This is a genomic window from Pantoea sp. 9140, assembly GCF_000745295.1.
Lineage (GTDB): Bacteria > Pseudomonadota > Gammaproteobacteria > Enterobacterales > Enterobacteriaceae > Pantoea > Pantoea vagans.
On sequence record NZ_JQNO01000001.1, the window covers coordinates 1,181,442 to 1,201,780 of the forward strand.

19 protein-coding genes are annotated in these 20,339 nt (G+C 58.6%); 17 read left to right on the forward strand and 2 right to left on the reverse strand.

Translation table 11 applies throughout. The annotated features are described in order from the left end of the window. The first annotated feature begins 5 nt into the window (after window positions 1-5). The 14 genes from FA92_RS05555 (at window position 6) to FA92_RS23430 (ending at window position 11,865) form a co-directional block, all read left to right on the forward strand. The gene (locus FA92_RS05555; protein WP_033782586.1) at window positions 6-569 is read left to right on the forward strand and encodes a hypothetical protein; all 564 of its coding nucleotides are present in this window, start codon (window positions 6-8) and stop codon (window positions 567-569) included. Further along, complete coding sequence (locus FA92_RS05560) at window positions 566-1,885, forward strand: AMP-binding protein (RefSeq protein WP_033782587.1); 1,320 nt, start codon at window positions 566-568, stop codon at window positions 1,883-1,885. The genes FA92_RS05555 and FA92_RS05560 overlap by 4 nt, the downstream gene beginning before the upstream one ends. Next, window positions 1,872-2,219 carry a hydroxymyristoyl-ACP dehydratase gene (locus tag FA92_RS05565; protein WP_033782588.1) on the forward strand — a complete coding sequence of 116 codons (348 nt, stop codon included), beginning with the start codon at window positions 1,872-1,874 and terminating at the stop codon, window positions 2,217-2,219. The genes FA92_RS05560 and FA92_RS05565 overlap by 14 nt, the downstream gene beginning before the upstream one ends. Beyond that, complete coding sequence (locus FA92_RS05570; RefSeq protein WP_033782590.1) at window positions 2,213-3,922, forward strand: glycosyltransferase family 2 protein; 1,710 nt, start codon at window positions 2,213-2,215, stop codon at window positions 3,920-3,922. Before FA92_RS05565 ends, FA92_RS05570 begins: the two co-directional genes overlap by 7 nt. Beyond that, complete coding sequence (locus FA92_RS05575) at window positions 3,915-4,328, forward strand: thioesterase family protein (protein ID WP_013357406.1); 414 nt, start codon at window positions 3,915-3,917, stop codon at window positions 4,326-4,328. The genes FA92_RS05570 and FA92_RS05575 overlap by 8 nt, the downstream gene beginning before the upstream one ends. Next, the gene (locus FA92_RS05580) at window positions 4,322-4,930 is read left to right on the forward strand and encodes an outer membrane lipoprotein carrier protein LolA (protein WP_033782592.1); all 609 of its coding nucleotides are present in this window, start codon (window positions 4,322-4,324) and stop codon (window positions 4,928-4,930) included. Before FA92_RS05575 ends, FA92_RS05580 begins: the two co-directional genes overlap by 7 nt. Continuing rightward, entirely contained in the window at window positions 4,917-7,223 is a 2,307-nt protein-coding gene (locus FA92_RS05585; RefSeq protein WP_033782594.1) for an MMPL family transporter, read from the forward strand. The genes FA92_RS05580 and FA92_RS05585 overlap by 14 nt, the downstream gene beginning before the upstream one ends. Further along, a complete protein-coding gene (locus FA92_RS05590; protein ID WP_033782596.1) occupies window positions 7,220-7,792 on the forward strand; it encodes a DUF3261 domain-containing protein in 573 nt (190 codons plus the stop codon). The genes FA92_RS05585 and FA92_RS05590 overlap by 4 nt, the downstream gene beginning before the upstream one ends. Then, window positions 7,789-8,949: a beta-ketoacyl-[acyl-carrier-protein] synthase family protein gene (locus FA92_RS05595; protein ID WP_033782598.1), complete on the forward strand. Its 1,161-nt coding sequence runs from the start codon at window positions 7,789-7,791 to the stop codon at window positions 8,947-8,949. Before FA92_RS05590 ends, FA92_RS05595 begins: the two co-directional genes overlap by 4 nt. Then, window positions 8,939-9,415, forward strand: coding sequence for a hotdog family protein (locus tag FA92_RS05600; protein ID WP_033782599.1), 477 nt, complete (start codon window positions 8,939-8,941; stop codon window positions 9,413-9,415). The genes FA92_RS05595 and FA92_RS05600 overlap by 11 nt, the downstream gene beginning before the upstream one ends. Beyond that, window positions 9,412-10,143 carry a 3-ketoacyl-ACP reductase FabG2 gene (locus tag FA92_RS05605; RefSeq protein ID WP_033782600.1) on the forward strand — a complete coding sequence of 244 codons (732 nt, stop codon included), beginning with the start codon at window positions 9,412-9,414 and terminating at the stop codon, window positions 10,141-10,143. The genes FA92_RS05600 and FA92_RS05605 overlap by 4 nt, the downstream gene beginning before the upstream one ends. Beyond that, complete coding sequence (locus tag FA92_RS05610) at window positions 10,140-11,375, forward strand: beta-ketoacyl-ACP synthase (RefSeq protein WP_197061485.1); 1,236 nt, start codon at window positions 10,140-10,142, stop codon at window positions 11,373-11,375. The genes FA92_RS05605 and FA92_RS05610 overlap by 4 nt, the downstream gene beginning before the upstream one ends. 132 nt (window positions 11,376-11,507) lie before the next feature. After that, window positions 11,508-11,651, forward strand: a complete 144-nt coding sequence (locus tag FA92_RS23425; protein WP_010246429.1) for a hypothetical protein — start codon at window positions 11,508-11,510, stop codon at window positions 11,649-11,651. Between the two features lie 40 nt (window positions 11,652-11,691). Next, the gene (locus FA92_RS23430; protein WP_197061486.1) at window positions 11,692-11,865 is read left to right on the forward strand and encodes a hypothetical protein; all 174 of its coding nucleotides are present in this window, start codon (window positions 11,692-11,694) and stop codon (window positions 11,863-11,865) included. Here the strand turns inward: FA92_RS23430 and FA92_RS05615 are convergent. Then, complete coding sequence (locus tag FA92_RS05615; protein ID WP_033782602.1) at window positions 11,853-13,016, reverse strand: hypothetical protein; 1,164 nt, start codon at window positions 13,014-13,016, stop codon at window positions 11,853-11,855. The two genes, FA92_RS23430 and FA92_RS05615, sit on opposite strands and share 13 nt — an antisense overlap. Window positions 13,017-13,171: 155 nt before the next feature. Between FA92_RS05615 and FA92_RS05620 the strand changes: the two genes are divergently transcribed. Further along, entirely contained in the window at window positions 13,172-14,632 is a 1,461-nt protein-coding gene (locus FA92_RS05620; RefSeq protein ID WP_033782605.1) for a phospholipase D family protein, read from the forward strand. A gap of 168 nt (window positions 14,633-14,800) precedes the next feature. Here the strand turns inward: FA92_RS05620 and mdoC are convergent, their stop codons facing one another. Continuing rightward, window positions 14,801-15,943: a glucans biosynthesis protein MdoC gene (gene mdoC / locus FA92_RS05625; protein WP_013357417.1), complete on the reverse strand. Its 1,143-nt coding sequence runs from the start codon at window positions 15,941-15,943 to the stop codon at window positions 14,801-14,803. Window positions 15,944-16,211: 268 nt separating this feature from the next. On the opposite strand from mdoC, the gene FA92_RS05630 reads away from it, so the two are divergent. Together FA92_RS05630 and mdoH are read left to right on the forward strand one after the other, a co-directional pair. Then, window positions 16,212-17,747 (forward strand): glucan biosynthesis protein G, encoded by a 1,536-nt coding sequence (locus FA92_RS05630; RefSeq protein WP_179291200.1) that lies wholly within the window; start codon window positions 16,212-16,214, stop codon window positions 17,745-17,747. Beyond that, window positions 17,740-20,292 carry a glucans biosynthesis glucosyltransferase MdoH gene (gene mdoH, locus FA92_RS05635; RefSeq protein WP_033782607.1) on the forward strand — a complete coding sequence of 851 codons (2,553 nt, stop codon included), beginning with the start codon at window positions 17,740-17,742 and terminating at the stop codon, window positions 20,290-20,292. Before FA92_RS05630 ends, mdoH begins: the two co-directional genes overlap by 8 nt. Window positions 20,293-20,339: the final 47 nt, after the last annotated feature.

A 20,339-nucleotide genomic window follows, 5' to 3' on the forward strand; every position in this document is an offset into this window, starting at 1 on the left:
CCCCTGTGCCTGCTGCCACTCTTCGTCTGCTCAATCTGCTTGCGCTGCTGACCTGGCCACTGCTGGTCTGGCTGGCACTGACTCAGTCGCACTGGCAGGGGCTGTTCTGGCTGCTGGCGCTGCTGTTTAGTCTGCGCTGGCTGCAGCTGCGTCGTCAGCAGAATGCTATGGGCGCGGTCATGGGCTGGCTGGCGCTACTCGGCGCGCTGCTCTGTGTCAGCAGCCAGCTGTTACGCGCTCAGCATCTGCTGCTCTGGTATCCGGTGGCGGTTAATCTGGCGATGCTGCTGGTGTTTGGCGCCTCACTCTGGAGTGCGATGCCGCTGGTGGAACGCATTGCCCGGCTACGTGAGCCTGAGCTGCCTGCTGCCGCGATACTTTATACCCGCCGCGTGACTCAAATATGGTGTCTGTTTTTCATCGGCAACGGCAGCATGGCGCTGTTTACCTGTCTGAATGGCGATCTGCGGCTCTGGACGCTGTGGAACGGCGGCATCAGCTATCTGCTCATCGCCGCGCTGATGGGGGCTGAATGGCTGATTCGTCAGCGCGTGAGGCGGAAAGCATGAGGGTGGCTGACTGGCTGACAGGAGATGAGCGCGAGGTCGCCTGGCGCGGCGATCAACCGCTGATGCTCAGCACGATGTATCGTCAGGTGCTGGCACTCAGCCAACTCTTAACGGCACAGCCGGGCAGGCACTGGGCGCTCTGTTTCGATGACAGTTACCGATTTTGTGTCGCGCTACTGGCATGCTGGTACGCCGGTAAAACGCCGGTGATGCCGGGACACAGCCGTGCCGCGCTGCTGGATGAGATGGCTGATCGGCTGGATGGCGTACTGTGTGACATGCCGCTGGCGGTCAGTCTTCCGCTGCTGGCGAGTGACGACGCAGAAGCGCAGGGGCAGTTACCGCCGCTGCCGGCACGTTCAGCGCTGGTGCTCTTCACTTCGGGATCCACCGGCGCGCCGCGTCAGGTGGTGAAGTCGCTGGCGGTGATGGAGCAGGAGAGCCAGTGGCTGCGCAACCTGTGGGGCGAGCAGTTGCGAGGGTGCCGGTTCATCGCTTCGGTCAGCCATCAGCATCTCTACGGTCTATCGTTCCGGATTTTTTTGCCGATGATGCTCAGGCTGCCGTTTTCCGCCCAGCCACTGTTTTACGGTGAACAGCTGGCTCAGCTCCTGCACGACTGTCGTTATGCGTTTATCAGCAGCCCGGCCTTTTTATCGCGGCTGGACAGCGGGCTTGTCGCGCCCGCCTGTGAACTGATTGTCTCTGCCGGTGGCGCACTGCGCGGTACCGATGCGGAACGGGTGTGGCAGTGCTTTGGCTGTCCGGTCAGTGAGATCTATGGCAGCACCGAAACCGGCACGCTGGCCTGGCGTCAGTGTGATAGAACCAACGCGCCGTGGCGCTGCTTCCCGGCAGTCAGGCTGGAGCAGGTGACGCCCGATCGCTGGCAGGTCTGGTCGCCACTGATTGCGGGTGAATGCGGCCTTCCGCTTGACGATCGGTTGAATATGCAGCCGGACGGCGGATTCCAGCTGGCAGGACGTCACGATCGCATCGTGAAAATCGGCGATAAGCGCATCTCGTTAAGTGAAGTGGAGCGACGTCTGACCGACCTGCCGGAGATAGACGATGCCGTGGCGCTGCTGGTCACGCGTCATGAGCGTCAGGCAATTGGCGTCGTGTTGTCGCTGAACAGCACGCTGGACGAATCAGCACTGCATCAGCGCAGACAGCAATGGAAGCGCCAGCTGCAGCGCTGGCTGGAACCGCTGGCGATGCCGCGCTACTGGCGCGTTGTCGCCACCATTCCGGTCACCACCCAAAGTAAACGCGCCTGGCCGCAAATAGAGGAACTTTTTCATGTTGCCGATTGAACGCAGCCGGGAGCAACAGGCTGACGGTGTGACGCTGATCCTGGAGGTTGAGTCCGGACTGTTCTGGTTCCAGGGCCATTTCCCGGATCTGCCGATTCTGCCCGGTGTAGCGCAGCTCGACTGGGTCATGCACTACGGGATAATGCTGCTTGCGCCCGGAAAACAGTTTGCCGCCATTGAAAACATCAAATTTCAGCAGCCGGTCACACCCGACTCCCTGTTACAGCTCCATCTTGACTGGGACGCTGAAAAGTCGCGTCTGAGCTTCCGTTACAGCCTGCTGAGTGACAACGGCGAGCAGAGTGCCAGCAGCGGGAAGATTGCACTGTGTTAAACACCGCATTTTCGCCCTGCGTGGTGATCCCCTGCTACAACCACGGCGCAATGATGGCGTCGGTGCTGGCGCGGCTGGCGCCGTTTAATCTGCCGGTGATCGTGGTGGATGACGGCAGCGATGCCGCCACCCAGCTTCAGCTGGCGACGCTGCACGCTCCGCAACTCAGCCTGCTGCGGCTCGACAGTAATCAGGGCAAAGGCGCGGCGGTGATCCACGGTCTGCGGGCCGCGGCGGCACGTGGTTTCACTCATGCAGTGCAGCTCGACGCGGACGGCCAGCATCAGGCAGAAGATCTGCCGCTGATGCTGGCAGAAGCTGAACGTTATCCCGATGCGCTGATTTCCGGTCAGCCGCTGTATGACGACTCGATCCCCAAATCACGCCTTTATGGTCGCTACATCACGCATTTCTGGGTCTGGATTGAAACGCTGTCGCTGTCGATCCGTGACAGCATGTGCGGCTTCCGCGTCTATCCGCTGGCCGCGACGCTGGCGCTGTGCGATCGCTGTGCGATCGGCCAGCGCATGGATTTCGACACCGAAATTATGGTGCGACTCTACTGGCAGGGCATCCACAGTCGCTTTATCCCGACCCGCGTTACCTATCCCGCCAGCGGGCTGTCTCACTTTGATGCATTCTATGACAACCTGCGCATCTCCTGGATGCATACCCGACTCTTCTTTGGCATGCTGCCGCGCATTCCCCGGCTGCTGGCGATGCGTAAACCGCCAGCGCACTGGTCAGTGGAAACAGAACGGCGCGGACAGTGGGGATTACGCTTTATGCTGGCGGTCTATCGTTATGGCGGCCGACTGCCTTTTACGCTGCTGCTCTGGCCGGTGGTGGCGATTTACTGGCTGAGCGGTCAGCGCGCACGCACGGCCTCCCGGCAGTGGCTGGCGCAGGTGACGGCCGCCGCACAGCAGCGGCAGGTAGCGTTACCGCCCCGGCTTAACAGCTATCGCCATTTCCTGCGCTTTGCCGGGGCGATGCTGGATAAAGTGGCCAGCTGGCGCGGCGATCTGCGCTGGGGACGAGATATCGATTTTGCGCCGGGCGCGGAAGCGGTAATCCGCGCGCCTGCCGGTCAGGGCAAGCTGATTCTTGCTTCTCATCTTGGCGACATTGAAGCCTGTCGCGCCATGGCGCAGCAGGTTAGCGGGCTGGTGATTAACGCGCTGGTGTTTACCGACAACGCCCGGCGTTTTCGGGCGGTGCTGGAAACCATCGCCCCACAGGCGGGCGTCAATCTGATGCCGGTCAGCGATATCGGCCCGGAGACGGCGATCCTGCTGCAGCAGAAGCTGGATGCAGGCGAATGGGTGGCGATTGTCGGGGATCGTACGGCGGTGAATCCGCAGCGCGGTGGCGAGCGACGGGTGATCTGGAGTGAGTTTCTGGGCCGCCCTGCACCGTTTCCTCAGGGCCCCTTTGTGCTGGCGGCGGCGTTGCGCTGCCCGGTGCTGCTGATGTTCGCCCTGCAGCAACAGGGTAAACTGCGTATTCACTGTGAGCCGTATGCCGATCCGCTGCTGTTGCCTCGGGCGCAGCGTCAGCAGGCGCTGCAACAGGCGGTTGATCGCTACGCGGAACGGCTGGCCCATTATGCGCTGCTGGCACCGCTCGACTGGTTCAACTTTTTCGATTTCTGGACGCTGCCTGATCAACAGGCGCACCACAAGGAGTCTGACCATGACTGAACATCATGCTGAAGTCGTGCTGACCGTCTCATTCCACGACTGCGACCCGATGGGCGTGGTCTGGCACGGTAACTATTTCCGCTTTTTCGAAGTGGCGCGCGAAGCCCTGCTGCGCAGCATTAATTACAGCTATGCCGAAATGGCCGCCAGCGGCTACGTCTGGCCGGTGGTCGATACCCGGGTCAAATATCGTCAGCCCCTGCGCTGCGAAGAGACGATTCGCGTCAGCGCACGGATTACTGAATATGAGAACCGCCTGCGCATCGACTATGAAGTGCGCAACGCTGCCGATCTGATCACGACCAAAGCGCATACCCTGCAGGTAGCGGTGGAGAAGGAAAGTCAGGCGTTATGCTTTGTATCGCCCGACATTTTACTGGAACGTTTAGGAGTGAAAGGATGCTGATAATAGTGCTTACCAGCCTGTTGCTGTGGGCCGGTGCCGCCAGTGCGGTCACACTGGATCAGCTTCAACAGCGTTTTTCCAGCCAGCCGGTGATCCGGGCAGACTTCACCCAGACGCGCACCATCGCAGGCATGCGTCAGCCGCTGGTGTCGCACGGAGAGATGCTAATCGCCCGCGAACAGGGATTGTGGTGGCATCAACAGACGCCGTTTGTGATGACCCTGCTGCTGGATGATAAACGAATGGTGCAGAGCCTCAGCGGTCAGAAGCCGCAGGTGATCACCGCCGACAGTAATCCGCAGATGTTCCAGTTCAACCATCTGCTGCGGGCGCTGTTCCAGGCCGATCAGAAGGTGCTGAATGAGAACTTCAGCGTGGCCTTCAGCGATCGTGGCAATGGCGCCTGGACGCTGGAACTGACGCCGAAAGCCGCGCCGCTCAACAAAATCTTCAACCGTATCTCGCTGGCGGGCAGCGCCTTCCTGGATAGTATCAACCTGGATGATAAGCAGGGCGATAAGACGCAGATTCAGCTCAGCAACACCCGTATTGAACCGCCACAGTTAAGCGACGAGGAGCAGGCGCGTTTTGCGGGGCCGTAACGATCGGCTGCTGGCCATTCTGTGGCTGGCCCTCTGCCTGCTGCTTGCTGCCGCGCTCGCTTTTCTGTTGCCGCGCAGTCAGCTCAACAGCAGCGTGCTGGCGCTTCTGCCGCAGCAGAATCTGGGCGCGGCACCGCCTGCGCTGCAGCAGGGCTTTATGCAGCGGCTGGATCGCCAGATGGTGTGGCTGGTTTCACCCGGTGAGCAGGACGATCCCCAGGTCGCCGCCTGGTGGCTGGCTCAGCTGCGCGCGTTGCCTGATCTGAAACAGGTGCAGGGCGATCTTGATGGACAACAGCAGCAGCAGTGGGGCCGCTTTGCCTGGCAACACCGTAACGGCCTGATGGATGAGGCGACGCGCAGCCGGTTGCAGAACGGCGGCGAAGCGCAGGCCGACTGGCTGCTGGCGCAGCTCTTCTCAGCCTTCTCGGGCGTCAGCAGCAAAGAGTTGCAAGGCGATCCTTTGATGCTGGTGCGCGGTTCGCAGCTGGCGCTGGCGCAAAACGCCGGGCGGATGACATTGCATGATGGCTGGCTGACCGTAAAAGATGAGCAGGGTCAGCAGTGGTATTTTCTGCATGGCGAGCTGGCAAATAACGCCTTCAGTATGCAGCAAAGTCATGCGCTGGTGACCCGGCTCAGCGCGCTGGAACAGCAGCTTAAAAGCCGCTGGCCGCAGGCGAAACTGCTGACGCGGGGCACGGTGCTGTTCAGCGACAACGCCAGTCAGCGTGCTCAGCATGATGTCAAAACGCTGGGCAGTGTGACGCTGGCTGGCGTCGTTCTGCTGGTGCTGCTGGTCTTCCGCTCACTGCGTCCGCTGCTGCTGACGGTGACCTCCGTGGCCATTGGCGCAATGGCGGGCACGGTGATGACGCTGCTTTGCTTCGGCGAGCTACATCTGATGACGCTGGTGATGAGCCTGAGTATTGTCGGCATCTCGGCAGATTACACACTCTATTATCTTACCGAGCGCATGGTGCACGGCGATCAGCAGACACCGTGGCAGAGTCTGCGTAAAGTGCGCGGCACGCTGCTGCTGGCGCTCGCGACCACGGCCATTGCCTGGTTGCTGATGCTGCTGGCGCCGTTTCCGGGGCTGCGTCAGCTGGCGGTGTTTGCCGCCAGCGGCTTAACCGCCTCCTGCCTGACGGTGATTCTGATCTACCCGTGGCTGGTGCGCGGATTACCGGTGCGTCCGGTGCCGCTGATGGTGCCACTGGCGCGCTGGCTTGCTGCCTGGCGTCGCCAGCGCGGGCTGCGCATCGGGCTACCCGTAACGATGGCGATCTTCGCCCTGGCCGGGATCGCCCAGCTGAAGGTAGATGATGACATCGCGCATCTGCAAAGTGCGCCTGCGCAGCTGCTGGAGCAGGATCGCCAGCTGGCAACCCTGACCGGCCAGCGCGCCGATCAGACCTGGTTTGTGGTCTGGGGCGATGATGCACAGCAGACGCTGCAGCGGCTGGAAAAAGTGGCACCGGACCTGCACCAGGCGCAGCAGCAGGGCTGGTTGCAGCGCTATCGTCTGCTGCCGCTGTCGTCACTGGCGCAGCAACAGCAGGATCTGCAGTTGCTGCAGCAGGCCGCTCCAACGATTACGGCTCGCGTGCAGCAGGCGGGGATAGCGCTGGCCGCGCCGGATCTGACCCCGATGCCGGTGACGCCAGAGGCCTGGCTGGCGAGTCCGCTGAGTGAAGGCTGGCGACTGTTGTGGCTGACGCTGCCGGACGGGCAGAGTGGCGTTCTGATCCCCACCAGCGGCGTCAAAAACAGCGCCGCACTCGCAGAGCTGGCTAAGCAGCATCCGGGCGTCAGCTGGATCGATCGCAAATCCAGTTACGATTCGCTGTTCAGCTTCTGGCGGACGTTACTGAGCGGATTACTGGCGCTGGCGCTGCTGCTGATTACCCTGAGTTTTGTCGTGCGGCTGGGATTAAAGGCGGGCTTACGCAGTGCGCTGCCGTCGCTGCTGTCGCTGGCGATGGCGATGGCCACGCTGGGCTGGATCGGTGCATCGCTCAATCTGTTTGCGCTGCTGGCGCTGATTCTGGTGCTGGGCATCGGCATTAACTACACGCTATTTTTCAGCAACCCACAGGGTACGCCGCTGACCTCGCTGCTGGCGGTATCGCTGGCGATGATCACTACCTTACTGACGCTGGGAATGCTGGTATTCAGCAGCACCAGCGCGATTGCCAGTTTTGGCACCGTATTATGCAGCGGCATCTTCAGCGCGTTCCTGCTGTCGCCGCTGGCGATGCGACCCACCCGATCAAGGAGTAAACGATGATCCGCGCCGCCTTTATTCTGCTGACGGCTCTGCTGCTCAGCGCCTGTGCCGGCCATGCACCCGACAGCAGCCGACCCTCTGCCTGGCTGAAACCAGGCGTGAAAGTGACGCTGCCACCGCCGGGCATCCGTCCCGCCTTCCAGCAGCAGCAGTTGCTGACCGGGCAGGTTAAAGGTCAGAGTCAGTCACTGCTGGTACTGCTCAGCGCCGATGAACAGCAAATCGATCTGGCCGGGCTCTCTTCAGTGGGTATCCGCCTGTTCAGCCTGCGCTACGATGCCAGCGGTATTCACACTCAGCAGCTGATGCCGCTGCCGCACATGCCACCCGCCAGTCAGGTGCTGGCGGACATCATGCTCAGCTACTGGCCGCTGGATGTGTGGCAAAAACAGCTGCCGCCAGGCTGGACGCTGCAGGATCAGGGGTTAAAGCGCCTGCTGATCGATGCCGATAACCAGCTGGTGACCGAAATTGATTATCTGCAATGCGGTAATCAGCGCCAGCCGATTAGCATTCAGCAGCATGCCTTTGGCTATCAGATCCGCATTCAACATCTGGACGCCTCATGATTTATATCTCTGCCATCGGCATGCTGAATGCCCTGGGTAATGACAGTCAGCAGATTGCAGCCAGCCTGAAAAAAGGTGAGGCACCGGGCATGCAGCTGCGCCATGGCTGGCTGAGCGGTGACCGCGCCTGCTGGCTCGGCAGGGTTGAAGGCGAGCTGCCACCCATTCCTGCAGCCCTGAGCGCGCACAATACCCGCAATAACCAGCTGCTGCTGGCCGCGCTGGCGCAGATCCGTCCGGCGCTTGATGCGGCGATTACGCGCTATGGTGCCAGCAGAGTGGCGATTGTGCTGGGGACCAGCACCTCGGGCGTGGATGAGGGCGATCAGCAGATTTGCGGTAGCCAGCCGGATTATCACTACCAGATGCAGGAGCTGGGCGATCCTTCCCGTTTTCTGGCTCACTATCTGCATCTGCATGGCCCGGCCTATACCATTTCCACCGCCTGTTCCTCCAGTGCACGCGCCATTATCAGCGGCCAGCGGCTGATCGCGGCAGGGCTGGTGGATGTGGCGCTGGTGGGCGGTGCGGACTCGCTGAGCCGGATGCCGATTAACGGCTTCGACAGTCTGGAATCGCTGTCGGAACGCCGCTGCGCCCCGTTCAGCCGCGATCGCGACGGCATCTCGATTGGCGAAGGGGCCGCGCTAATGCTGCTGACGCGCGAACCGCAGCCGCTGGCGCTGCTGGGCGTCGGCGAATCTTCTGACGCCTGGCACATGTCTGCGCCCCATCCGCAGGGTGAGGGCGCTGAACGGGCGATGCGCATGGCGCTGCAACAGGCGAATCTGTTGCCGCAGCAGGTGGGTTATATCAATCTGCACGGCACAGCGACGCCGCTGAACGATCAAATGGAAGCCGCCGTGATAGCGCGTCTGTCTGGCAATGCAGTGCCGTGCAGTTCGACCAAACATCTGACCGGCCATACGCTCGGTGCGGCGGGCGTATGCGAAGCCGCACTCAGTGCGCTGATCCTGCAGGAAAATCTGCCGCTGCCCGCGCAGGATTTCAGTGAGGCGGCGCAGGATGAGACACTGCCGGATTGCGGCTTGCTGTTACAGCCACAGGCGCTGCAACGGCCGGTCATCGCCTCTAATTCATTCGCCTTTGGCGGTAACAACACCTGTCTGATTCTGGGGCGGCCTGATAATGATTAACTCTCCCGCGGCGCTCTGGCTGCCGCACGCTGCACCGATGCTGCTGCTTGATCAACTGATTGCCGTCGATGATGAGCAGGTTCACTGTCAGGTTTCGACCTGCGCTGGTGGCTTACTGGCACCGTTCCTGACGCCACAGGGTGAACTGCCCGCCTGGTTTGGCGTGGAGATGATGGCGCAAACTGTGGGCGTCTGGTCGGGCTGGCATGCAAAGCAGGGCGGTGCAACCCTGATCCCACCCGGTATGCTGCTGGGCGGACGCGGCTGGCGGGCAGAGCATCCCCGATTTCCCGCTAATGTCACGCTGGATATCCGGATGACGCTGCTGATGCGCGACGACCGCATGGGCAGCTTTGAAGGCGACATTCGTTATGGCACGCAGCGGCTTGCCAGCGGCCGTCTGAATACTTATCAACCCAATGAAGCAGAGTTACAGCAATTAATGTCACAAGGAAATCAGCCATGACAGATTCAGTATTGGTCACGGGCGCCAGTAAAGGCATAGGCCGCGCAATAGCGCTGCGTCTCGCTCAGGATGGCTATCAGGTTATCGTACATTTCAACCGCGATCGCGATGGTGCTGAGCAGTGCCTCCAACAGATCGAGACTGCAGGCGGCAGTGGACGGGTGCTGGGATTTGATGTTGCTGACCGGACGGCAACCCGCGCCGCGCTGGAGGCGGACATTGCGCAACACGGTGCCTACTATGGCGTGGTGAGCAATGCCGGTATCAGCCGTGATGCAGCCTTTCCCGCGCTGACGGATCAGGAGTGGGACAGCGTGATCCATACCAATCTCGACAGCTTTTACAACGTGATCCAGCCTTGCGTGATGCCGATGATCGGCCTGCGACGCGGTGGCCGCATTATCACGCTCTCTTCGGTATCCGGAATGATGGGCAATCGCGGCCAGGTCAACTACAGTGCGGCGAAAGCAGGCATTATTGGTGCCACCAAGGCGCTGGCGATTGAACTGGCTAAACGTAAAATCACGGTTAACTGCATCGCGCCGGGGCTGATCGACACCGGCATGGAAGGGCTGGAGCCGCAGGTGATTGAAGAGGCGATGAAGATCGTGCCGATGAAGCGCATGGGTGCGGCTGAAGAGGTTGCCGGGCTGGCGAGCTATCTGATGTCCGATATCGCCGGTTACGTGACGCGTCAGGTGATTTCGATTAATGGAGGCATGCTGTGATCCAGCGGGTCGTCGTAACCGGCATGGGCGGCGTGACCGCCTTTGGGGAGTCCTGGGCTGAGATCTCGGCACGCATCCGTGCTGGCCGCAATGCGGTACGTTTTATGCCGGAGTGGCAGGTTTATGACGGACTGCATACTCTGCTGGCCGCGCCCGTGGATGATTTTGTGCTGCCTGCGCACTACACCCGCAAGCGTATCCGCGCCATGGGCCGTGTTTCGCTGCTGGCAACGCGCGCGACCGAGCTGGCACTGACTCAGGCGGGCCTGATTGATCATCCGGTGCTGACCAGTGGAGAAACGGGTATCGCCTACGGTTCGTCGACCGGCAGCACCGGGCCGGTCAGCGAGTTCGCCACCATGCTGACGGAAAAGCACACTAACAATATTACCGGCACTACCTATGTGCAGATGATGCCGCATACCGCTGCCGTTAATGCCGGGCTGTTTTTCGGCCTGCGCGGCCGGGTGATCCCGACCTCCAGCGCCTGCACCTCTGGCAGTCAGGCGATTGGCTATGCCTGGGAAGCGATTCGTCACGGCTATCAGACGGTGATGGTGGCGGGGGGAGCCGAAGAACTCTGTCCGTCGGAAGCCGCAGTGTTCGATACGCTGTTTGCCACCAGCCAGCGTAACGACGCTCCCCATACCACACCCGCGCCTTTTGATCAGCAGCGCGATGGTCTGGTGATTGGTGAAGGGGCAGGCACGCTGATTCTGGAGTCGCTGGAACATGCTCAGGCGCGCGGCGCCACCATTTACGCCGAGCTCACCGGTTTTCACACCAACTGTGACGCGGCCCATATCACGCAGCCGCAGCGGGAAACCATGCAGATTTGCATCGAGCGGGCATTACAGAGTGCAGGAATTACAGCGTCAGAGGTGGGCTACGTGAATGCGCACGGCACAGCCACTGAGCGCGGTGATATGGCCGAAAGTCTGGCGACTGCGGCGGTTTTTGGCGAAACCACGCCCATTTCTTCATTGAAATCCTATTTTGGTCATACGCTGGGTGCCTGTGGGGCGCTGGAAGCCTGGATGAGCATTGAGATGATGCGCGAAGGCTGGTTTGCACCCACCCTGAATCTGACACAACCTGCCGCCGACGGTGGTCAGCTGGATTACATCATGGGTAAGCCTCGAGAGCTGGAGACCGACTATATCCAGAGCAACAATTTTGCCTTTGGTGGAATTAATACCTCACTGATCTTCAGGCGCTGGCGCGGCGTCTGATCTCAGGCCCGTGCTGCACTGGCACGGGCCGGTTTATCTTTCAGAAGAAAAAACCGGACGATAATCAGCCTTTGATTTACACTGTCACCCGCCGCATCACTGTCGGCGATCCCTATTTTTCACAGGATAGTTATGTCTTTGCCCTTGCCGCCCGACGATCACGATGAGCCGATTCGCCAGTCACTTGACGATGCGCACTTTGCGATAGTGGTGCTTGCGGTGACCTCGGTAACGCTTATAATCTTTGTGCTGATGATTACGCTCTGGATGAGCTGACGCAGACAGGGGATCCAACGGACTGAATAAGGAGAAGGCGATGGACTCCGGAGATGATAAATTAATCGCAATTATCGGTTTACTGGCTGCCTGCCTGATCGGGGTGACCTTCCTGTTTACGATGGTCTGGCTGACCGACGTTCGTCATCCTGCCGACCCCACGCTCGACGTTCAGTCCTGTCACCCCAAAAAAGTACCGTCTCAGCCTGTCTGATTACGCGTCGCAAACTTAATCTGCTGACTGCGCAACACCAGCGCTAACGCCTCATGCAGGTTCCGGTTGCCATTGGGATCGGCTAATCCCAGCAGCGGACCTGGCGAACGTCGGTCATCGGCCCAGGCGGGATATTCCACCACCGGATAGAGCGATATCCCCTCCACCGCAATGCCCTGATCCAGCGCCACCGCCACATTTTCACTGATCTCCTGTAGCCAGGGCGCACGTGCATCACCTTCTGCGCCGGTTTCGGCAATCAGCATCGGACGCCGGAAGCGTTGCCAGCACTGCGCCAGCAGAATATGCAGCGGCTCGCGCACCGGATCATCCTGTGACATCGGCTGATTGGGGAAAAACCAGTGGTTGTCGGGATAGTAGTTCAGGCCCAGAATATCCAGGCAATCTTCACTGCCGCCTAACTCCTTATCAACGCGGCCAGCCAGCATATCCCAGGCTTCAAACTGCGCCTGGTGATGCGCATCGGCATAAGGCTTGCTGTCCGGGTTATCAGGATGATGGGCAATCTGAACCAGCGGGTCGGTCAGCACAAAGCGTGCCTCCGGATAGACGTCGCGAATCGCATGAATCGCCGCCAGCGAGGCGCGGACCAGCTGGCGCTTCAGCTCTTTACCACGCTGTTCGGCATGGGGATTAAACCAGGCGACATCCGCACCGGCCCACGACCAGAATGAGATTTGATTCACCGGTGTAAAAAAGGGGCGCTCAATGCCCTGGTCGCGCATCAGTTGCGCCATCGCGCGGGCGAACCGGCTAAAATGATCAACAAATTCGGCTTTCCAGATATTAAGATGATCGGGATAACCAAAGTGCGCCAGCTCCCAGATGATCTCCATCTGCTGACGTCGTGCGGCGTCAACCATGGGCAGAAAGCTCTGCCAGTCATACTGACCGGGAATCTTTTCAATCAGATGCCAGCGCGCACCGTCGCGGGCGGTGAGCAGATGCTGCTCAGCCAGCGCGGCATAATCTTTTTCCAGCAGCATATCGTGTCCGCTGCTGATCACCATATCCAGACGTTTCCCTGGCGTACGGCAGGCGGTGGAGCAGGGGAAACTTCCCTGGAAAAAGCTGCGAAACAGGCTGGGATGGTAGCGCTGGCGGGCATCTGTAAGGGATTGATGAGACATATTCCTCTCCTGCCGGACAAATGCCGGTCACAGATCGTCCGGTTAAGTCTAGACTAAAAAACGCCCGTGACCGCTCACTCAATCGGAGCAGAGGTATGGCGTCAGACACCAGGCCGGGGAATAATAAAAATAACTGCATTTTACAGGGAATTTACATGACCGAAGCGTTTGAGCTCTCGCAGCCATCAGAACAGACCAGCTGGCTGGAAACACGGCTTGAGCCCCAGTGCCAGCGCCATCCGGGGCTGAGCGGTGTCCATCAGCTCAGCGACGGGCTGGATGCCTTTGCTGCCCGCTATTTGCTGATACAGAAAGCGGAGCGTTCACTCGATATTCAGTATTACATCTGGCAAAACGATCTCTCTGGCCGGCTGCTGTTCAGCGCTGTACTGGAAGCAGCCCGGCGCGGCGTGAAGGTACGGCTGTTGCTGGATGACAATAATACGCCGGGTCTGGACGAGACGCTGGCCCAGCTTAATCGCCATCCCAATATTGAGGTCCGGCTGTTCAACCCATTTTCGTTTCGCACCCTGCGAGCGCTGGGCTATCTCACCGATTTTGCCCGTCTGAACCGCCGCATGCACAACAAAAGCTTTACGGTGGATGGCGTGACGACCGTGGTCGGCGGGCGCAATATCGGCGACGAATATTTCGGCACCGGTAATGAACCGCTATTTGCCGATCTCGATGTGATGGCGATTGGCCCGGTGGTGAAAGAGGTTGCAGAGGATTTTGAGCGCTACTGGCACAGTAAGCCGGTGTCGCCGCTGCAGAAGGTGCTGGATGACGAGGCGCCGGAAGAGGACAGTGTGAGTCTGCCAGCAGAATGGCGTCACAGTGAACCGGTGCAGCGCTACCTGCAGCGGCTGGAAAATTCATCGCTGCTGCAGGAGCTGGAAGAGGGGACGCTGGCGCTGACCTGGGCAAAAGCGCACCTGCTGAGTGACGATCCGCGTAAAGGGCTGGGTAAAGCACGCGCCAGAAGCCTGCTGCCGCAGCGGATGCTGGAGGTGATTGGCACGCCACAACAGCAGTTCGACATCATCTCGGCCTACTTTGTGCCAACCCGCGCAGGTGTCGCCCAGCTGTTGGCGCTGAAGCGCAAAGGGGTGAAAATTGCCATTCTGACCAACTCGCTGGCGGCCAACGATGTGTCGATTGTTCATGCCGGTTACGCTAAATGGCGCAAAAAGCTGCTGCGCCACGGCATTGCGCTTTATGAGCTGAAACCGCAGGCGGGCGTCCCTGAAGCCCCGCACGACCGGGGCTTAACCGGTAATTCTGGCTCCAGCCTGCATGCCAAAACCTTTTCGGTGGACCAAAAAACGTTGTTTATCGGCTCGTTTAACTTCGATCCCCGTTCAGCCGTGCTGAATACCGAGATGGGACTGGTTATCGAGAGTGCGGCGCTGGCCGGAGAAACGCATCAGCGTTTCAGCCAGTCGATGCGCGATCGGGCATGGACACTGCGGCTGGATAAGTGGGGACGGGTAAACTGGCTGGAGTATCCGGACGAGCCGCAGCAGATCGTGCACAAGCACGAGCCGGGCTGCTCCTGGTGGCAACGGCTTCAGGTGCGGTTAGTGTGGCGACTGCCGATTGAGTGGCTGCTGTAAGATCCAGGATGGACCCTGCGCGGGCTCAGGGAGCATACGCCCTTCGCAAAGACGCAAAACCCGCCATCCATGGCGGGCTCAGCGCGGGCCATCCCTGGCCCGCTATGCTTTGCTACTGGCGTTTGCTCCCATCGCTTTAAGTTTTTGTGCTGTCTGTATATAACACCATCAATTCCCTTGTCCGGCCTGTTTGCGCTCAAACTTCCCGGAGAACAGGAACCGCAGCAGCGGGATGCGCAGGTGAATCTCATACAGCAGAAACGCGATGCCAAACACCATCAACAGGCCAACGAAGAAGCCCAGCGTGTTATTTTCGATGCGCGGCGTGACATAAATGCCATATAGCAGCGTCAGCGGATGGTGCACCAGGTAGATAAACAGCGATGCATTGACCAGATACATGATGCGCGGTGAATGCGCGTTCAGCAGTTTGTGACCAAAGCAGAAGCAGACGTTCAGCATGCAGAGGCCCATCAGCGTCGTGATGATCGCATCCAGCTCATATAACCAGCCATCGCCGCTGCTCAGTCGCTGATTGGTACAGTAGGCGACAAACATCAACACCGCGCCAATCCACATCACCGGATTAAACCGTACAAACAGCTGCTTCAGCGGTGGATGCTTCCACGCCAGCGCCCCGAGCATAAAGAATGGCAGATAGAAAAGTGTCTGCATCACAACAATGCTGAACAAACCATCCATCAGCCAGGCGGGCTGAAACATAAACACCAGACGGCGGAACACGCACCACACCAGCGCCCACGCCAGCATGCCAGCGGTCAGTGCACCCCAGCCAACCCGTGTGTAATCAATGGTGCGATGCTGATCGCGCAACCAGCGGAACGTCACCATGCCCAGCGTAGTCAGCATCACCAGCACCACCAGGAACCACAGGTGTGAAATCAGCTCCCACATCAGGTTATTAAACTTCTGATACGGCGTGAAACGCGGCCAGTCAGCCAGTTTATCTGTCCACGCTTTCAGCATGAAAAATTGCGGCAGCGTGAGCAGCGGAACGGCGGTGAGAAGCGGTATCCCCACGCGTTCCAGTCGCACCTTCAGGAAACGGCGTGGCTGATAGCGCAGATACAGCATGTAGGAGAAATAGCCCGAGATGACAAAAAAGACCTGCATGCGAAACGCATGGATAAAATCATTCAGCAGCGTCAGCCATAACGAGGCCTCCTGGCTGTTTACTGCCCATTTCTGTGCTGAGTAGATGAGGGAAACGTGAAACGGCACCCCCAGTAACATCAGATATGCGCGGATGGAGTCGAGGAAGTATTCACGTTCAGGTTTTACAGTACTCATAAAGTTCCAGTTCGTTAGTACGTTTGGCCAGTTTCACCCTGAAACCGGATTATGCTCGGGCAAAATTCTACCTGGGATAAACCGGGTATACTATCAGTGGAATCCGTAGTGTCTAATTGTCCTAAAAGTAGCGTTAAGCCTGACGAAATGCGGGAACAATGTTGCGCATAAGCTGTCGGAAAACCGAATAATCCTTTAAGATAAACGGGTTTGATTTAAGCACACGAAAGGGGGGGATGTGCTGACTAAAGAAAAAAATAAAGCCGGACTGATGAAGGTACGCTGGATTGGTACTGCGGTTCTGCTGGCGTTGTACGCTAATAACAGTTGGGCGTTTAACATCGATGATGTTGCAAAACAAGCCAAAGCGTTGGCAGGGAAAAGCTTCGAAGCGCCTAAAAGCAATTTACCCTCTCAATTTCGTGAAATGAAATTTGCTGATTATCAGCAGATCCAGTTTAACCACGATAAAGCGTATTGGGGCAAACTGCGCACGCCATTCAAGCTGGAATTCTATCATCAGGGTATGTACTTCGATACCCCGGTGCAGATTAACGAAGTGACCGCCAGCGCGGTGCGCGAGATTAAATACAACCCCGATTATTTTAATTTCGGTAATGTAAAACATGACGCGGATGCGGTGAAAAACCTCGGTTTTGCCGGTTTCAAAGTGCTTTACCCTCTTAACAACAAGGGTAAAAACGATGAGATCGCCAGCTTCCTTGGTGCCAGCTACTTCCGGGTGATCGGTGCCGGTCAGGTTTATGGCCTGTCGGCGCGTGGACTCGCCATCGATACGGCACTGCCGTCCGGTGAAGAGTTCCCGCGTTTCAAAGAGTTCTGGATTCAGCGTCCTAAACCACAGGACAAACAGCTGGTGATCTATGCACTGCTCGATTCGCCGCGCGCGGCGGGTGCGTATCGCTTTGTGCTGCATCCGGGTGAGGCGTCAACCGTTGATGTGCAGTCAAAAGTTTACCTGCGTGATAACGTCGGCAAACTGGGTATTGCGCCGCTGACCAGTATGTTCCTGTTTGGTCAGAATCAGCCATCCACGGTGAACAACTTCCGTCCGGCACTGCACGACTCGGACGGTCTCTCCATCCACAATGGCAACGGGGAGTGGATTTGGCGTCCGCTGAATAACCCGCGTCATCTGGCGGTGAGCACTTACACCATCGAAAATCCAAAAGGTTTTGGTCTGCTGCAGCGCGGGCGTGACTTTAACAACTATCAGGATCTTGATGACCGCTATGACCTGCGTCCAAGCGGCTGGGTTGAGCCAATCGGCGACTGGGGTAAAGGCCGGGTTGAACTGGTTGAAATCCCGACGGCAGACGAAACCAACGACAACATCGTTGCGTTCTGGACGCCAGAGACACTGCCAGAGCCTGGCAAAGAGATGAACTTCAAATACCGTCTGCATTTCTCGCGCGACGAAAACCAGCTGCACTCCGATGATACGGCCTGGGTCAAAAATACCCTCCGTTCAGCGGGTGACGTGAAGCAGTCTAATCTCGTGCGTCAGCCGGATGGCACCGTGGCTTTCACCATCGACTTCGTGGGTAAAGACATGAGTAAGATGGCGGAAAACAGCCAGGTGGCCCCGCAGGTCAGCGTCGGCAAAAATGCCGATGTGGTTGAGCAGAGCGTACGTTATAACCCGGTCACCAAAGGCTGGCGTCTGGTGTTGCGTCTGCGTGTGAAAGATACCAAGCAGTCCACCGAAATGCGTGCGGCCCTGGTAAGCGGCGACAAGACATTGACGGAAACCTGGAGCTATCAGTTACCTGCCAATGAATAAATCCACTTTTACACCTCAACGTTATGTGGAATCTCTGCCGCTGGATGCGGCAGGGAAGGCCCGCCTGAGCGTCTCATTGCAGAATGCCGGCGAGTTCCACTTCATCCATGATGCGCTGGGCAGGGATGTCGCAGCCAGTGATCGTCCCGACGATGCGCCGTTAAAATCGGTCTCATCGCGGGTCGAAATGGCCTGGCCCGATTCGCTGGCTGACGGCCAGCAGTTAGGTAAAGATTATCTCGACCGCACCACGCTGAAAGCGATGCCGAAGGTCAAACGCTCACTGATGTTCCCGGAAGCCTGGCGTACCAACCCGGTTGCCCGTGCCTGGGACTCATTGCGTGGACACAAATCGGTGCCGCGTTATGCCAATGCGGAAGAGCAGCGTGCCGAAGAGAAGTGGCGTCATGTCGGTTCGATTCGCCGCTACATCCTGCTGATCCTGACCATTTTCCAGACCGTGGTTGCCACCTGGTACATGAAGAGCATTCTGCCCTATCAGGGCTGGACGCTGCTGGACCCGATGGAGATGATCAATCAGAACTGGCAGCAGTCGGTGATGCAGATCCTGCCCTATGTGTTGCAGACCGGCATCCTGTTCCTGTTCGCTATCCTGTTCTGCTGGGTTTCAGCCGGTTTCTGGACTGCCCTGATGGGCTTCCTGCAGCTGTTGATTGGCCGTGACAAATACAGTATCTCGTATTCAACGGTCGGAGATGAGCCGCTGAATCCGGAACATCGTACCGCGCTGATTATGCCGATTTGTAATGAAGACGTTGAACGTGTCTATGCGGGTCTGCGTGCAACCTGGGAATCCGTGGTTCGCACCGGGAACGCTGAACATTTTGACGTCTACATTCTCAGCGACAGTTACGATGCGGATATCGCCATTGCCGAGCAGAAAGCCTGGATGGAACTGGTGCGGGATGTTGGCGGGGCGGGCAAGATCTTCTATCGCCGCCGTCGTCGTCGTGTGAAGCGTAAAAGCGGTAACATCGATGACTTCTGCCGTCGCTGGGGTAGCAACTACAGCTACATGGTCGTACTGGATGCCGATAGCGTCATGAGCGGTGAGTGTCTGACCGGTCTGGTGCGCATGATGGATGCGAATCCGAATGCCGGTATCATCCAGTCGTCGCCGAAAGCTTCGGGTATGGATACGCTCTATGCACGCTGTCAGCAGTTCGCAACCCGCGTCTACGGTCCGTTGTTTACTGCCGGTCTGCACTTCTGGCAGCTGGGCGAGTCTCACTACTGGGGCCATAACGCCATTATCCGCGTGAAACCCTTTATTGAGCACTGTGCGCTGGCCCCGTTACCGGGTGAAGGCTCTTTTGCCGGTTCGATCATGTCGCATGACTTCGTTGAAGCCGCGCTGATGCGTCGTGCAGGCTGGGGCGTCTGGATTGCCTATGACCTGCCGGGCTCATATGAAGAGCTGCCACCAAACCTGCTGGATGAGCTGAAGCGTGACCGCCGCTGGTGTCATGGTAACCTGATGAACTTCCGCCTGTTCCTGGTAAAAGGGATGCACCCGGTTCACCGTGCGGTGTTCCTGACCGGTGTCATGTCCTATCTGTCGGCTCCGCTGTGGTTCATGTTTCTGGCGCTCTCCACTGCCTTACAGGTGGTGCATACGCTGATGGAACCGACCTACTTCCTGCAACCCAGACAGCTGTTCCCGGTCTGGCCGCAGTGGCGTCCTGAGCTGGCGATAGCGCTGTTCTCAACTACGATGGTGCTGCTGTTCCTGCCGAAGATGCTGAGTGTGGTGTTGATCTGGTTTAAAGGATCGAAGGCCTACGGTGGTCCGCTGCGCCTGCTGGCATCACTGGTGCTGGAAACGCTGTTCTCGGTGCTGCTGGCACCAGTGCGCATGCTGTTCCATACGGTGTTTGTGGTCAGTGCTTTCCTCGGCTGGGAAGTGGTGTGGAACTCACCGCAGCGTGATGACGATGCCACTCCATGGAGCGAGGCGTTTAAACGTCACGGCTCGCAGATGGCATTGGGTCTGGTGTGGGCAATTGGTATGGGACTGCTGGATCTTAACTTCCTGTGGTGGCTGGCTCCGATTGTCTTCTCACTGATCCTGTCGCCGTTTGTTTCGGTGATGTCGAGCCGCGCAACATTAGGCCTTAAGAGCAAGCGAGCGAAGCTGTTCCTGATTCCGGAAGAGTACTCGCCGCCGCAGGAGCTGGTCGATACCGATCGCTATGTGCTGCTGAATCGTGAGCGCGCGCTGGAAAATGGCTTTATGCATGCCCTGTTCCATCCCGCCTTCAACGCGCTGGCAACGGCACTGGCGACATCGCGTCATAAGCAGAGTCAGTTACTGGACTATGCGCGTGACCGCCGTGTAGATCAGGCGCTGAGCGATGCTCCGGATAAACTGGGTCGTGAACAGCGTCTGCAGTTGATCAGCGATCCGGTAGTGCTGGCCCGTGTTCACACCCGACTGTGGGAAAACGCGGACAAGTATCATCAGTGGGTAGAGAGTTATCAGAAACTCACGCTCAACCCTCACGCGCTGGCAAAAAACGCGTAATCTGAAAAAGCGGCAGCGATGCCGCTTTTTTTATCGGATTAAAACAG